Here is a 14,095-nt window from a genome sequence, read left to right as displayed (position 1 = left end):
CGAATGACAAATGAAACAGAATTGGACGAAAACCGATTAATTGCCCAACGCCGTGAAAAACTGGCCGACTTAAGAGAGCAGGGCAATGCTTTTCCTAACGACTTCCGTCGTAATGTAATGAACGCTGAATTACAGGCAGAATACGCAGAGTGGGATGCTGAAAAATTAAAGGCAAATCCATTACGCGTGAAGATTGCCGGCCGTATGATGACCAAGCGTGTCATGGGTAAAGCAAGTTTTGCCACCATTCGTGATATGTCTGGCAATATTCAGTTGTATGTCGCACGCGATGAATTACCGGAAGGTGTCTATGCGCAATTTAAAAGTTGGGATTTAGGCGATATTATCGGTGCTGAAGGCACACTATTTCGTACCCAGAAAGGCGAGTTGTCGGTGCATGTTGATAGTATTCAGCTTTTAACAAAATCGCTCAGACCATTACCAGAAAAATTCCACGGATTATCGGATCAGGAAACACGCTATCGTCAACGCTATGTTGATTTAATCATGAACGAAGCCAGTCGTGATGTGTTCCGTATTCGTACCAAAATTGTTGATGGTGTTCGTCGTTACCTGATGAGCAAGGATTATCTGGAAGTGGAAACACCGATGATGCAGGCAATTCCAGGTGGTGCCACAGCCCGTCCATTTACGACACATCACAATGCGCTGGATATGGGCTTATACTTGCGTATTGCCCCAGAGCTTTATCTGAAGCGTCTGGTAGTCGGTGGTTTCGAACGCGTATTTGAAATCAATCGTAACTTCCGTAACGAAGGTTTATCGACTCGTCATAATCCAGAATTCACCATGGTGGAGTTTTACCAAGCCTATGCTGACTACCATGAATTAATGGATTTGACTGAGGATATGCTGCGTACCATCACGCAAGATGTGTTGGGTACAACGCAAGTGCACTATCAAGGTTTAGACATTGATTTTGCCAAACCCTTTACCCGAATGACCGTGAAAGAGTCGATTCTGCATTTCAATCCTGAATTAAAAGCTGAACAACTGGATGATATTGAGTCTGCACGTGCAATCGCTAAATCATTAGATATCGCGCTGAAAGACAGTTATGGTTTGGGTAAAGTCCAGATTGAGATTTTTGAAAAAACCGTTGAACACCGTTTAATGGATCCGACTTTCATCACGGCTTATCCAACCGAAGTCTCACCATTAGCGCGTCGTAATGATAATGATCCGTTTGTGACCGACCGTTTTGAATTTTTTGTCGGTGGTCGTGAAATTGCTAATGGCTTCTCAGAGCTTAATGATGCCGAAGATCAGGCGGAACGTTTCAAAGCACAGGTGGAAGAAAAAGACGCCGGTGACGATGAAGCGATGCATTATGATGCCGATTACATTCGTGCTCTTGAATACGGTATGCCACCTACCGCGGGTGAGGGTATCGGTATTGATCGACTGGTGATGTTACTGACAGACTCACCTTCTATAAGGGACGTCTTGTTATTCCCGCATATGCGTCCTGAATAGTTATATATTAGTTAATAAAAAAGGCGAGTTTTGACTCGCCTTTTTTGTTTCTGTTTTATTGCAGGGGGAGGTTGTAAGAGGCACGAACCCCAAAAGTTTTTATTCAGCCGCCGGACATGCACCAATCCGTTTTGCGGTAAAATTCATCTTCATCACCATCACCCCCATCGGACTATTCATTTCACTGCTCATTTGACCATCCATATGATCACCGTGGAAATTAGTGTGGCCGATAAAGTGATTTTTTATACCTTGAATATCACAGTCAACAGCAAAGTCAGCACTATCCCGTAATACCTTTACTTTTTGAACAATACACTGCTGAGGTATTTCCAACATATTCACACCTTTATCAATCTGAGCCTGGGTCAGACATTCCTGATTGGTGCTGGTTTGTGGTTGCAGTGACATCGGGCCTTCGATGGTTGTGGTTGTGGTATGAGCCCAAATGCCGGGGTGGAGGTTAGGTGTTTCAGCAAGAACGGGGAAACTGATAATGGTCAGACTAAAACAGATCAGTAACATATAAGCGCGTTGAAACATGAGACGTTCTCCTAGAGTTTTATTCATCACTGAATAATGAATCTCGCACATATTGCCGCGAGTTTCTCAATATAGCAATGCGTCTATGGTGAAATAGTGATAACTGGTTTGACACGCACTGCTTGCCAAAAATAACGTGACCAGTAGCTGTTGTGCATACTGGAAATAGTAACGCCGATTTTGGTCGACACATGCAAAAATTTATCGTCTTCTAGATAAATTCCGACATGACTGCCCTTACGGAAAAAAACCAAGTCCCCAGATTTGAGTTCGCTTCGTTTTATCGGATGCCCCTGCAGGATTTGTTGCGACGTTGTTCTGGGCATAGGGATGCCAAATAGTGTTTGATACGTCTGCTGTACAAAAGCAGAGCAATCTATACCAGAGTGACTATTACCACCTAAACGGTAAGGGGTGCTTGCCCATTGTTGATATTGACGATAAAGCAGACTAAGCGTTTGTTGCTGATCAGGCGTAGCAATGGCTTGTGGTGGAGGGCTATAACTATAGTCGGGAGGACTCGTCTGACAAGCAGCGAGCAGATTGAGTAAGGACAGAATTATGAAGCGCCATAAATAGCGGTTTAACCGATTAATCTCTAAGTGGAGAATATGCATATCACACAGTTCTGTCTCTTTGCTTCCAAATAAACAAAAAGGGCAGTATGACTGCCCCTTATGCATAAATTTAGTTTTAAGGTTTGATGTTAAATAAAGCTAATGCTTCCAGATATTCTTCACTATTTTCGTCAATTTCATATACAGTCAGACCTGTATCTGCACCCACTTTCTCGAAAGAAATCACTTTATTTAATGTGAGCGGGTCTAGTGCTTTTTCAGTATCAAATAAGCTTTGAAGGTAGGCAACTTGCACCACATCGACTAAATCAGGACCGGAAGGACCACTATTACGATTGAGATTTTTATGTTCAGCGGCGACCTCAACCAAACTTTGTGGAAATTCCCATTTGCGGAGGATTGCTGCGCCAATACGCGGATAAAGATTATCGATAATCTGGTCTAAACGCTGCGGATTTTCTAATAAACCGGGTTCGTCTTGGGCCTGCATTAGAATAGGGAGTGTGCCTATGGAGTGAATTAAGCCCGCTAACATCGCTTCATCTGTATTCATTTTGGGAAGTTTGCTGGCCAGCACCTGACTCTGCGCAGAAACCTTAGTGCTATGCTCCCAGAGTGTTTTTAAACGTTTTTCTAAACGTTTATTGGTCGCTTTAAACATTTGTTCCATCATCAGACTGGTAACGATATTACGCACCATTGTAAGTCCCAGTCTTGGCACGGCCATGTGGATACTTTCAATCGGGACTCGGCCACGGTATAGCGGACTATTGGCAACTTTTAATAAGCGCGCTGACAGGGCAGGATCGGTTACAATAATATCTGCCAATTGCACTGCAGTGGCATCTGGATCATCGACAACTTCTCTCACCTTCAAGGCCACTTCTGGCAATGTCGGTAGAAGAAGTTTACCGTCCTCAAGATCTTTCAGGATTTTGTTATAAAATAGGTCTTGCTGGCTCATAGTAATCGCTTCTGATAAATGAATTTGAAGTGTTTATTAATTTCAGTTATTTTGCTTAGTTTGCCGACAGTTTTTAGCTTATCGCAGGTATTCAGTTGAACGACGAATTTCCAAGAATTAAACGCCTTCCGCCCTACGTTTTCAACATTGTAAATGATTTGAAAGCAAAAGCACGTGCGCGTGGTGAGGATATCATTGATTTTGGTATGGGTAACCCCGATCGCCCTGCACCCGCACATATTGTAGAAAAACTGGTCGAGGCGGCGCAGCGGCCAGATACCCACCGTTATTCGGTTTCTCGTGGTATTCCCAGGTTACGTAAAGCTTGCGCGGGCTGGTACAAACGTAAGTTTGATGTCGAACTTGATCCGGAAACTGAATGCATTGTTACTATCGGCTCTAAAGAAGGTTTAGCGCATCTAGCACTAGCTACTGTCGGTCCTGGTGATGCGGTATTAGTGCCTAACCCCGCTTATCCGATTCATCCTTATGGCTTTGTTATCGCGGGCGCAGATATCCGCCATGTGCCATTGACGCCTGATGTCGACTTTTTTGCTGAGCTGGAAAAATCGGTTAAGGATTCATGGCCTAAACCCAAAATGCTGGTGCTGAATTTCCCTGGCAACCCGACAACACAATGTGTTGATTTGGACTTTTTCCAACGGGTAGTCGACTTTGCCCGCGAGCATAAAATCTGGGTGATTCATGATCTGGCTTATGGTGAAATTGTATTTGATGGCTATAAAGCGCCGTCCATTTTACAAGTGCCGGGCGCGAAAGAAGTCGCTGTTGAGTTTTATACCCTGTCAAAAACGTACAATATGCCTGGCTGGCGTGTGGGCTTTATGTCTGGTAATCCGACATTAGTCGCTGCACTGGCACGAATGAAGTCTTATCTGGACTACGGTATGTTTACGCCGATTCAGGTAGCAGCCATTACCGCTCTGGAAGGGCCACAGGACTGTGTTGATGAAATTGTGGAAACTTACAGAAGTCGTCGTGATGTTTTATGTGATGGACTGAATGCCATTGGCTGGCAGGTAGAAAAACCCAAAGCCACCATGTTTGTCTGGGCGAAGATTCCTGAGAAATATCGTGAGCTTGGCTCATTAGAATTTAGTAAAAAATTATTGAAAGAAGCGAAAGTCGCTGTATCACCAGGTATTGGTTTTGGTGAGTACGGGGATGATTATGTACGCTTTGGATTGATTGAAAATGAACATCGTACACGTCAGGCGATCCGTGGGATCCGTGACATGATGAGAAAACCGTAGGGGGCAGAGTGCAATCAGTAAAAATCGGAATTCTGGGTTTAGGAACGGTTGGTAGTGGTACTGTCAACGTATTAACCCGGAACTCGAGAGAAATCAGTCGTCGTGCAGGCCGTGATATTGAAATATATCGCGCTGCTGATCGTGACCTTGATAAACCTAAAGGCTGTGACACTTCTGCTATCAATTTAACGGATGATGCTTTTGACATCATCAACGATCCTGAGATTCAGATTGTTGTTGAATTGATTGGCGGTACAGGTGTTGCTAAAGAGTTGGTGATTAAAGCCATCGAAAATGGCAAGCATGTCGTGACAGCCAACAAAGCGCTTATTGCCATACATGGTAATGAGCTATTTGAGCTTGCTCAGGAAAAAGGCGTCACAATCTCCTTCGAAGCGGCAGTTGCTGGTGGTATTCCGATTATCAAAGCCATGCGTGAAGGTCTGGCTGGTAACCGCATTGAATGGCTGGCAGGCATTATCAACGGTACAGGTAACTTTATCCTGACTGAAATGCGGGAAAAAGGTCGTGATTTTGCTGACGTTTTAGCGGAAGCACAGGCGCTGGGTTATGCCGAAGCGGATCCTACGTTTGATATTGAAGGTATTGATGCGGCGCATAAACTCACCATTATGGCTTCCATTGCATTTGGTATACCGTTGCAGTTTGATAAATGCTACACCGAAGGTATCAGCCGTATAGCGCAAGAAGATGTGCTGAACGCCAATGAATTGGGTTACCGCATTAAACACCTGGGTATTGCGAAGAAAACCACAGCTGGTGTGGAACTAAGAGTCCACCCGACCTTGATTCCGCAGCGACGTTTATTAGCCAATGTAAATGGTGTGATGAACGCGGTTGTGGTGAAAGGTGATGCAGTTGGCCCAACACTCTATTACGGTGCAGGTGCAGGTTCAGAAGCCACGGCTTCAGCCGTTGTCGCAGATATCGTGGATATCGTTCGTGCTTTGACCACTGATCCTGAAAATCGCGTACCCCATTTGGCCTTCCAGCCTGATGCATTAAAAGACACGCCGATTCTGCCTATGTCAGAGGTGGTGACATCGTATTATTTACGTATTCATACCTTAGACAAGCCGGGTGTGTTAGCCGATATAACCCGTATTTTGAGCAATGAGGGCATCAATATTGAAGCTATCTTGCAAAAGCAGCCTGAAGAACATGAAGGCATGGTACCGATTATCATGTTGACCCAAGCTGTGGTAGAGAAAAATATGGACCAGGCCATTGCACAAATTGAGGCATTGGATACGGTGCCGGATTCTATTATGCGTATTCGCATGGAATCTCTCGGTGGTTAAGCCTGTATAAAGAATTCATTTAGAGGAAATTATTATGTCATTTCGACCACGTTACACTGGACTCATTGAGCGCTATCGCGACCGTTTACCAGTCAATGACGATACCCGCCTGATCAGTCTTGGTGAAGGCAATACCCCGCTTATTAAGCTCAACCACATTACCAAAGAGCTGGGTAAGGATGTCGATATTTATGTGAAGTACGAAGGTCTGAACCCAACGGGTTCATTTAAAGACCGTGGTATGACCATGGCTGTGACCAAAGCGGTAGAAGAGGGAAGTAAAGCGATTATCTGTGCCTCAACAGGTAATACATCGGCTGCGGCTGCGGCTTATGCTGCACGTGCAGGCATCGCTGCATTTGTACTTATCCCAGACGGCAAAATCGCACAAGGTAAACTGGCCCAGGCAATGATGCACGGTGCAACCGTTATTCAAATCAAAGGCAACTTTGATCAGGGCATGCAGTTAGTCAAAGAAGTCGCTGAACACGCACCAGTAACCATTGTGAACTCGATAAACCCATATCGTTTACAAGGACAGAAAACAGCGGCCTTTGAAATTGTCGAAGAACTGGGTCGAGCGCCTGACTATCACTGCTTGCCTGTAGGGAATGCCGGTAATATTACGGCTCACTGGATTGGCTACTGTGAGTATTCATGTAATTCAGGTGATCATGTCACCGATTCATGTGCTTATTGTGGTGGTAAATGTAAATATGCAGGTGGTGCCATTGTCGGAAATCGTCCTAAGATGATTGGTTATCAAGCGGCTGGCAGTGCGCCTTTCATGCGTGGTCATATGGTAGATGATCCTGAAACAGTCGCCACAGCGATTCGTATCGGTCACCCGCAAAGCTGGGATAAAGCTTGGCAGGTGAAAGAAGAGTCGGGCGGTTGGTTTGATGAATGCTCTGATGAAGAAATTCTGGCTGCGCAGAAGTTATTAGCTGAAAAAGAAGGTGTGTTCTGTGAGCCTGCTTCAGCAACATCTTTGGCGGGAGCTATGCGTGATATTAAATCAGGCAAAATCCCTGAAGGCAGCACTATTGTTTGTACTTTAACGGGTCACGGCTTAAAAGATCCTGACACAGCGATCAAACAAAGTACATCTGCTGTTGTTACCGTAAATGCTGAGCTTGATGCCGTGCGTGAAGCCATTTTGAACAATATGGCGTAATCGATATGACGCATTTCGCGGAACCAACCGAAACAGAGATTGCACGTGCCAAGTTGCCCCATGATATTTTTTTAAGCAACCTGATTGGCAATCATATTCTGGTGTTTACCGCGATATCTACGTTTGGTCCAACGTATATGAAGTATTTATTCCTAGTGCCATTAATTTCTTTTTTGGCACTGGGATATACCTACTGGCGATCCAGTCGGGTTAAACGTGAAGAGGGTGAGTTCGTCTGGGCACATTGGCAAGTAGCTCGTCGCTGGAGTCGTTTTTTTATGATGATTCTTCTACTGCTTGTCAGCGTGTCGACCTTAGGTGTGCTTGGTCATATGCATCTTGGCATGATGAAAGAAGCTGTCTATGCCATGATCGGTGGTCTGGGAATTTTGCCAACCCTGGTCAGTGTGTTGGTGTTGATTGTTATTGAGTCTGATTCCCTACATCATGCAAGGATGGGAACGCTGCCGAAATGGGCATTAAAACGGTTTTTGAATATTGATTCTGCACCAAGTCAGGACGATTAACGCGACTATCTAATTTAGTGGTCTCGATATTTATTTGACGACAACAGAATGAATTACTTTGTCGTATTCAAACACCACCTCAAACTTTGCATACTCCCAACGCGTAATTGGCGGCTGTCCGACGGCTGGACGAATGGTATCTGGTTCCCCAAACTGTTCTTTTACCTGAACCATTGTCATTCCTCGGGTGGGCCGGACAATGCCTGAGGGATCATTAGCTACCTCATAACTGGGATCCGTAATGGAAATCACTTCTGCCTGACAGAGGTTGGTAAAAAACAATAATGCGGTGCCAATAATTAGCAGAGAACGGTTTGCCATAAACGTTTCCTTATGTCTTTGTGCAAAAAAGCATACTATGCGTGTAAAAATAGCTCAATGAGACTGTTGAGATAACGTTGCCCTTTTTCTGTTGGCCGAATTCTCTCGATAGTATGTTCCAATAATTCCAACTGTTCAGCTTTTTGCATAGCCTGTTTTATAACGGATATTGGCATGCCAGTATGTTGCTGGAAAAGCGGTGTGGGAACGCCATCAAGCAAACGCATCGCATTCAACATAAACTCAAATCCAACCTCATCCTCGCTGACGAAAGTTTGCTCAAGCAATCCCGCTTCTGTGCCTGCCGTATCGATATATTTCTGTGGCTGTTTTTGTTTAACACGCCGTTGAATCTGTTGTGGAGAAGCACTGCTGATTTTGCCATGAGCACCGGCACCAATGCCGATATAGTCACCATAGCGCCAGTAGTTAATATTATGGCGGCATTCATGGCCTTTTTGCGCGTAGGCCGAGGTTTCATACTGCATATAACCCGCTTCAGCCAGACTTGCCTGATTGGCAAGCTGCCAGTCATAAATTGGATCGTCATCCGGAAGACTCGGCGGTTGAGCATAAAACAGCGTATTAGGTTCTATCGTTAATTGATAATAGGAGATATGTGGTGGTGCTAGCGCGATGGCGGTTTCAACATCATGCCTGGCTTTTTTCTCATCCTGTCCGGGCAAGCCAAACATCAGATCCAGATTAAAACTATCAAACCCTGCCTGATGAGCATATTCCACGGCTTTGATCGCTTGCTTGCTGTCATGGATACGGCCCAGAGCCTGTAGTGCATCCTGATCAAAACTCTGGATACCAATACTCAGCCTATTGATACCGACATCACGATATTCGCTAAAACGACCCGCTTCTACAGTACCTGGATTGGCTTCTAAAGTAATTTCAGCATCATGTTGCAAGGGCAGTAAGGCACGGACTGAAGAGAAAAGCCGATCATACGCTTCTGCTGAAAATAAACTGGGTGTGCCACCACCGATAAAGACTGTATTAATCGAGCGTCCCCAAATCAGGGGTAATTCTTGTTCCAGGTCACGTATCAATGCATCAATATAGGCCTGTTCCGGCAATGATTGATGATTATCATGAGAGTTAAAGTCACAGTAGGGGCATTTACGCACACACCAGGGCACATGAATATAAAGACTAAGAGGCGGTAAGCTTGTAAAGTTGAACATTATTGTTGTTCCGGTTCCCAGCCTGACATCCATTCATCCAGATTGATAATGACTGGGGCTTTTCCATTTTCATAAAACCAAGAGTCTACGGCATAACGGATCTGCGTTTGTGTATCAATCATCGTCGCCGTGTTGTGTGGCGCCTGACCCTGAAAAATACCTCGTGACATACGTGAAGCGGTACTATGCCATGTTAAAACACCGGCATTTTCAAGCATACGCAGATAGACACTGGTATTGGTGGCCTCATCAACACAGTCCATCTGACCATAACGATTAGACGCTATCTGGTTACGAGCTAAATCATGCTGGCTGCCAATCTGTATTCCGACCAGGTGTTCTAAATTGGCAATGGCTTGTTGAACTGCTTGTCGTTCATCTTCAGCACTGTCGGTGTTGGCAAACAATGTGAGAATGTCCTGCCAATCCTGCTTATTAATACTCGCTTCACTGATTTTATAGCAGCTCATGCTGTGACAGACTGAAAAACGATCGGGAGTGGGCTGACCAATAAAAAAACGATAATCATTGTCCCATATATCATTCAGGTTCTGACTACTACGGATCGGTTTTATAGGATGCTCAGCGTAAGGGGATGAACAAGCTGATAAAGCTAAAAATAGCGTGATGAATGGAGTCCGGTATCGAAACATCACATTAAATAGTAGCTAAAAATGTGATCAAAACTGATGGCGATTGTATGGGAATTCTTCCACAAACCGATGCATTGCTTGGCCACGGTGGCTGATCGCATGTTTTTGTTCTGAGCTAAGTTCTGCTGCACTGCAGCCCGTTTCGGGAACAAAAAAGATCGGATCATAACCAAAACCTGCTTCGCCAACGGCTTCCGTCATTATTTGACCTTGCCAACTACCGTGAAATATCAGGGGAGTCGGGTCGTCAGCATGACGCATGAAGACAATAACGCATTGAAAACGGGCGCTGCGCTCAGAAGCCGGTACATCTTTCAGTGCGTCTAACAGAGCAGCAATATTGTCTTTATCTGTGGCAGACTTACCGGCATAGCGAGAAGAATAAATGCCCGGCGCACCGCGCAGGGCATCTACTTCAATACCAGAGTCATCAGCAATGGCTGCCAGGCCAGTCTGTTTACAGGCATTGCGAGCCTTGATGATGGCATTTTCGACAAAGCTTAAACCGGTTTCCTCAGCCTCAATGACACCGAGATCGGCTTGCGAGACGATGTCGATTTTGAGAGGGGCGAGTATTTCTGCAAACTCACGAAGCTTGCCTTGATTGCCGGTCGCTAAGACGATTTTTTTCATGATACTGCCAGTACTTCCCGTTGTTTTTCCATCAGCTGACTGATGCCATGACTAGCCAGATCCAACATGGATTGTAATTCTTCAGCTCGGAAGGCATGACCTTCAGCGGTGCCTTGTAATTCGATATAAGCGCCTGCATCGTTCATGACCACATTCATATCAGTTTCTGCAGATGAATCTTCATCATAGTCCAAATCCAAAACCGGTGTGCCGTTATAGATACCGACGGAAATTGAAGCAACTTGACCATGTAGGGGACTGGATTTCAGCTTTCTGGTGTTGAGTAAATGGCTGATGGCATCGTGTAATGCAACATAAGCACCCGTGATAGAGGCTGTACGAGTACCACCATCGGCCTGAATCACATCGCAGTCAATGGTAATACTGCGCTCACCTAATGATTTCAGATCAATGGCTGCGCGTAATGAGCGTCCGATAAGGCGTTGAATTTCCATTGTACGGCCGCCTTGTTTTCCTCTGGCCGCTTCACGTTGCATGCGGCTACCGGTAGAGCGTGGAAGCATGCCATATTCAGCGGTCACCCAACCTTCACCTGTACCGCGTAAGAATTGTGGAATACGTTCTTCAACGGTTGCAGTACAAAGTACTTTGGTGTCACCGAACTCTACCAGTACTGAGCCTTCGGCATGTTTGGTGTAGTTACGGGTGATATTGACGTGTCTTAATTCATTGGCTTGACGACCACTTGGACGCATATTCGCTTTTCCTCAGTCAAATTTAACCTATTATACCTGCCCTAAATCACTGCCGCAGATGCTTTTTATCAATGGTTTTCTGTAAGATGTCAGATTAATTCAGAAATAGGACATGATTGTGACACGAAGTATGACCGCCTTTGCCCGCCATGAGGAGCAAACTGAGCTTGGCAGCTTGAGTTGGGAAATTCGCTCAGTAAATCATCGTTATCTGGAAGTGTCTTTTCGTTTAGAAGAAAGTTTTCGTCCGTTTGAAATGGCGATGCGCAAACTGATCAGTGACACGCTGAGTCGGGGTAAGGTGGAAGTCGCATTACGCTATCGTGTGCCTGAGCAAGCGCAGAATGCATTACAAATGAATGTCGGCCTGGCTAAAACCGTTATGGAAAACTATCAACAGCTGGCTTCATTTACCGATAATGCGGCACCGATTGATATCTTGCGGGTGATGCAATGGCCTGGCGTCATTCAGACTGAAAGTCTGGATCAGGATGCCTTACAAGCAACCGTATTGAATTCTTTAAAACACGCGCTGGATGATTTAGTGGCAACCCGCGAGCGAGAAGGTGCAGCACTGGAACAGATGATTATTCAACGCTGTGAGCAAATCAACGATATTGCAGAACAAACTAAAATTCGTCTGCCAGACATTCTTGCCAGCCATCGACAAAAATTATCAGACCGGATTGCTGAGCTTGAGGTGAGTCTGGAACCAGAACGGCTTGAGCAGGAAATGGTACTATTGGCGCAAAAAGCGGATGTGGCAGAAGAAATCGATCGTTTACAGAATCATGTGAATGAAGTGAAACATACATTGAAACGGAATGAGCCTATCGGTCGCCGACTCGATTTTCTGATGCAGGAATTAAACCGCGAAGCCAATACATTAGGCTCTAAATCGATTGATACTGATACCACACGATACTCGGTTGATCTGAAAGTATTAATCGAACAGATGCGTGAGCAAATTCAGAATATTGAGTGATTGAAAATCTTTTCAATCAGACATAAAAAAAACGCGGCTTTTGGCCGCGTTTTTTTGAGCTTTTACGACAATCTTACTTAATCGCTGATTGCCTTCTACGGAAACCAACTAAACCAAGTAATGCTGGAGCAAACAGCCATAAAGCGGCAGGCACTGGCACTGCAGAGATAGGGGCTGTGTTGAACAAGGCGATATGAGAAATGCCCTGTTTAATAAAGGTTTTGAAATACAACTCTGAAATCGCATCACTGAATAAGGCGACAAGGGTAGTGTTACCTGATTTGATCATGATGCCTTCAAATGTCAGACCGAGTGAAGTTGTATTCACATAGCCAGTTGAAAACACCTCTGAGGTGAAAAAGTCGGTGCTTTCTGTAGCCGCAGGGTAGGAACCCGTGCTGTAAAAATCTAATACATCGTAGCCAACCAGTTCAGAATAATTACCAGAAGCTTCAGCAGCATTAAACGCGGTGTTTAACTGGTCTTGTTTAACCGAGTTTGTTGTTGCCTCTGGATTGAGTTGGTATGCGTAATCCGGGCCTGTACCAGCGGTGAAGCTACCATCTGTACTTACGTACTGATAAGCGCCTGCAAAGTGCTGAATTGTGCTTTCTTTTTTATTTTTTGTCGCATAAATAACTTTGTCGCTGAGGTGAGCAGCGGAAGCTGAACCTGCAATGAAGAGTGACAGAGCCACACCTGCTAAAGTCTTTAATATTTTCATTTTCCCCTCCAAATGAGGAAGTAGTTAATCGCTGAACTAGTTTGCTTTCAAAGAAGTTATGAAGGAATCGTCGGTAATTCCACTAGTTTGTTACGCTGTGATAATTATATGCATGGACAATTATTTTTATATTGTACCTTGGTACTAGTGCACATAATTGGTTGCGCACAATCATTATGATTGATAATTGTGCCAATGTGAATTGGCTTAATAAAAATAGTTGCTTATGTTCATCATTTAGATCGGTTTATTTATAAAAATAGACGCAGGATTAGATCCTTCATGGTGAAACACAGGGCTTTTTGTCATAATTGCCCAATTATTCCTAACAGCGTTCAGAATTATATGATGGGTAATCTTTTTATTGTGGCTGCACCGTCAGGTGCGGGCAAAACGAGTTTGGTCAATGCGCTTATTGCACAGCATGCTGAAATTAAACTATCAGTCTCACACACAACTCGGGCTCCTCGTGAGGGTGAGATCGATGGCAAGGATTACCATTTTGTTGATCAGCAAACCTTTTCAGCGATGCGAGATGCTGGCCAGTTTCTAGAGTCAGCCACGGTATTTGATAACAGCTACGGCACATCTTCTGAAACAGTTGAAACCTTATTAAGTGAAGGCTTTGACGTCATTCTGGAAATTGACTGGCAGGGCGCGCAACAAGTCAGAAACAATTTCCAGCAAGCGATTGGCATATTCATTCTGCCGCCATCAAAAGCGACTTTGGAACAACGCTTACGCAATCGCGGTCAGGATAATGAGGATGTCATTTCCAGACGTATGCGTGATGCAGAGAATGAAATCTCGCACTATGTCGAATTTGACTACATAATCGTCAATGATGATTTTGAACAGGCACTGACCAGTTTGTCATCTATCATCGTTGCACAGCGTCATTCCTTAGCGATTCAAAAAAATATTCAAGCGGACTTAATCGCTGAATTACTGGCTCAAAGCTAAGATATTTCGTAAAATTGATTCT

Annotated in this window: 16 protein-coding genes; 7 read left to right on the top strand and 9 right to left on the bottom strand. The window is 44.6% G+C overall.

What is annotated here, in order from left to right; genetic code table 11:
* Positions 1-3 precede the first annotated feature (3 nt).
* Complete coding sequence (lysS, locus tag AC13DA_RS09115) at positions 4-1,497, top strand: lysine--tRNA ligase (RefSeq protein WP_007146812.1); 1,494 nt, start codon at positions 4-6, stop codon at positions 1,495-1,497.
* Positions 1,498-1,596: 99 nt separating this feature from the next.
* Here lysS and AC13DA_RS09110 read toward each other — a convergent pair whose 3' ends face one another.
* The 3 genes from AC13DA_RS09110 to AC13DA_RS09100 all read right to left on the bottom strand — a co-directional run bounded on the left by AC13DA_RS09110 (position 1,597) and on the right by AC13DA_RS09100 (position 3,582).
* Positions 1,597-2,040, bottom strand: a complete 444-nt coding sequence (locus AC13DA_RS09110; protein WP_284723175.1) for a DUF3617 domain-containing protein — start codon at positions 2,038-2,040, stop codon at positions 1,597-1,599.
* An 83-nt stretch (positions 2,041-2,123) separates the two neighbouring features.
* Positions 2,124-2,657 (bottom strand): NlpC/P60 family protein, encoded by a 534-nt coding sequence (locus AC13DA_RS09105; RefSeq protein WP_482945903.1) that lies wholly within the window; start codon positions 2,655-2,657, stop codon positions 2,124-2,126.
* Between the two features lie 76 nt (positions 2,658-2,733).
* Positions 2,734-3,582 (bottom strand): HDOD domain-containing protein, encoded by an 849-nt coding sequence (locus AC13DA_RS09100; RefSeq protein ID WP_007146809.1) that lies wholly within the window; start codon positions 3,580-3,582, stop codon positions 2,734-2,736.
* A 95-nt stretch (positions 3,583-3,677) separates the two neighbouring features.
* On the opposite strand from AC13DA_RS09100, the gene alaC reads away from it, so the two are divergent.
* Genes alaC through AC13DA_RS09080 form a run of 4 tightly spaced genes read left to right on the top strand, consistent with a single transcriptional unit; the run spans position 3,678 to position 7,882 of the window.
* Entirely contained in the window at positions 3,678-4,856 is a 1,179-nt protein-coding gene (gene alaC, locus AC13DA_RS09095) for an alanine transaminase (RefSeq protein ID WP_040576629.1), read from the top strand.
* Between the two features lie 8 nt (positions 4,857-4,864).
* Entirely contained in the window at positions 4,865-6,178 is a 1,314-nt protein-coding gene (locus tag AC13DA_RS09090; RefSeq protein ID WP_007146807.1) for a homoserine dehydrogenase, read from the top strand.
* 34 nt (positions 6,179-6,212) lie between these two features.
* Complete coding sequence (thrC, locus tag AC13DA_RS09085; RefSeq protein ID WP_007146806.1) at positions 6,213-7,355, top strand: threonine synthase; 1,143 nt, start codon at positions 6,213-6,215, stop codon at positions 7,353-7,355.
* Positions 7,356-7,360: 5 nt separating this feature from the next.
* Positions 7,361-7,882 carry a hypothetical protein gene (locus AC13DA_RS09080; RefSeq protein ID WP_284450954.1) on the top strand — a complete coding sequence of 174 codons (522 nt, stop codon included), beginning with the start codon at positions 7,361-7,363 and terminating at the stop codon, positions 7,880-7,882.
* A 30-nt stretch (positions 7,883-7,912) separates the two neighbouring features.
* Here AC13DA_RS09080 and AC13DA_RS09075 read toward each other — a convergent pair whose 3' ends face one another.
* The 5 genes from AC13DA_RS09075 to rph are packed head-to-tail and all read right to left on the bottom strand — an operon-like array spanning position 7,913 to position 11,401.
* The gene (locus tag AC13DA_RS09075) at positions 7,913-8,203 is read right to left on the bottom strand and encodes a hypothetical protein (RefSeq protein ID WP_273180279.1); all 291 of its coding nucleotides are present in this window, start codon (positions 8,201-8,203) and stop codon (positions 7,913-7,915) included.
* A gap of 35 nt (positions 8,204-8,238) precedes the next feature.
* Positions 8,239-9,399 carry a radical SAM family heme chaperone HemW gene (hemW, locus tag AC13DA_RS09070; protein WP_284450955.1) on the bottom strand — a complete coding sequence of 387 codons (1,161 nt, stop codon included), beginning with the start codon at positions 9,397-9,399 and terminating at the stop codon, positions 8,239-8,241.
* Positions 9,399-10,052 carry a hypothetical protein gene (locus AC13DA_RS09065; protein WP_284451100.1) on the bottom strand — a complete coding sequence of 218 codons (654 nt, stop codon included), beginning with the start codon at positions 10,050-10,052 and terminating at the stop codon, positions 9,399-9,401. Before AC13DA_RS09065 ends, hemW begins: the two co-directional genes overlap by 1 nt.
* A gap of 27 nt (positions 10,053-10,079) precedes the next feature.
* Positions 10,080-10,685: an RdgB/HAM1 family non-canonical purine NTP pyrophosphatase gene (rdgB, locus tag AC13DA_RS09060; protein WP_007146801.1), complete on the bottom strand. Its 606-nt coding sequence runs from the start codon at positions 10,683-10,685 to the stop codon at positions 10,080-10,082.
* Positions 10,682-11,401, bottom strand: a complete 720-nt coding sequence (gene rph, locus AC13DA_RS09055) for a ribonuclease PH (RefSeq protein WP_007146800.1) — start codon at positions 11,399-11,401, stop codon at positions 10,682-10,684. Before rph ends, rdgB begins: the two co-directional genes overlap by 4 nt.
* 130 nt (positions 11,402-11,531) lie before the next feature.
* On the opposite strand from rph, the gene AC13DA_RS09050 reads away from it, so the two are divergent.
* On the top strand, positions 11,532-12,386 hold the full coding sequence (locus AC13DA_RS09050; RefSeq protein WP_284451101.1) for a YicC/YloC family endoribonuclease: 855 nt from the start codon (positions 11,532-11,534) through the stop codon (positions 12,384-12,386).
* 73 nt (positions 12,387-12,459) lie between these two features.
* Here the strand turns inward: AC13DA_RS09050 and AC13DA_RS09045 are convergent, their stop codons facing one another.
* Entirely contained in the window at positions 12,460-13,110 is a 651-nt protein-coding gene (locus AC13DA_RS09045; RefSeq protein ID WP_284450984.1) for a VPLPA-CTERM sorting domain-containing protein, read from the bottom strand.
* Positions 13,111-13,455: 345 nt separating this feature from the next.
* Here AC13DA_RS09045 and gmk point away from each other — a divergent pair, with 345 nt between their 5' ends.
* A complete protein-coding gene (gene gmk / locus AC13DA_RS09040; RefSeq protein ID WP_273180287.1) occupies positions 13,456-14,073 on the top strand; it encodes a guanylate kinase in 618 nt (205 codons plus the stop codon).
* Positions 14,074-14,095: the final 22 nt, after the last annotated feature.

The organism is Methylophaga sp. F-2, assembly GCF_056859315.1.
This window is presented reverse-complemented; position numbering and strand designations above follow the sequence as displayed.

Bases quoted from the DNA above. Each gene is read 5' to 3' on its own strand.
- AC13DA_RS09075 (WP_273180279.1), bottom strand. From the start codon at position 8,203: ATGGCAAACCGTTCTCTGCTAATTATTGGCACCGCATTATTGTTTTTT.
- AC13DA_RS09050 (WP_284451101.1), top strand. From the start codon at position 11,532: ATGACCGCCTTTGCCCGCCATGAGGAGCAAACTGAGCTTGGCAGCTTG.
- rph (WP_007146800.1), bottom strand. From the start codon at position 11,401: ATGCGTCCAAGTGGTCGTCAAGCCAATGAATTAAGACACGTCAATATC.
- AC13DA_RS09110 (WP_284723175.1), bottom strand. From the start codon at position 2,040: ATGTTTCAACGCGCTTATATGTTACTGATCTGTTTTAGTCTGACCATT.
- rdgB (WP_007146801.1), bottom strand. From the start codon at position 10,685: ATGAAAAAAATCGTCTTAGCGACCGGCAATCAAGGCAAGCTTCGTGAG.
- AC13DA_RS09080 (WP_284450954.1), top strand. From the start codon at position 7,361: ATGACGCATTTCGCGGAACCAACCGAAACAGAGATTGCACGTGCCAAG.
- thrC (WP_007146806.1), top strand. From the start codon at position 6,213: ATGTCATTTCGACCACGTTACACTGGACTCATTGAGCGCTATCGCGAC.
- gmk (WP_273180287.1), top strand. From the start codon at position 13,456: ATGATGGGTAATCTTTTTATTGTGGCTGCACCGTCAGGTGCGGGCAAA.
- AC13DA_RS09100 (WP_007146809.1), bottom strand. From the start codon at position 3,582: ATGAGCCAGCAAGACCTATTTTATAACAAAATCCTGAAAGATCTTGAG.
- AC13DA_RS09105 (WP_482945903.1), bottom strand. From the start codon at position 2,657: ATGCATATTCTCCACTTAGAGATTAATCGGTTAAACCGCTATTTATGG.
- AC13DA_RS09065 (WP_284451100.1), bottom strand. From the start codon at position 10,052: ATGTTTCGATACCGGACTCCATTCATCACGCTATTTTTAGCTTTATCA.
- AC13DA_RS09045 (WP_284450984.1), bottom strand. From the start codon at position 13,110: ATGAAAATATTAAAGACTTTAGCAGGTGTGGCTCTGTCACTCTTCATT.
- lysS (WP_007146812.1), top strand. From the start codon at position 4: ATGACAAATGAAACAGAATTGGACGAAAACCGATTAATTGCCCAACGC.
- hemW (WP_284450955.1), bottom strand. From the start codon at position 9,399: ATGTTCAACTTTACAAGCTTACCGCCTCTTAGTCTTTATATTCATGTG.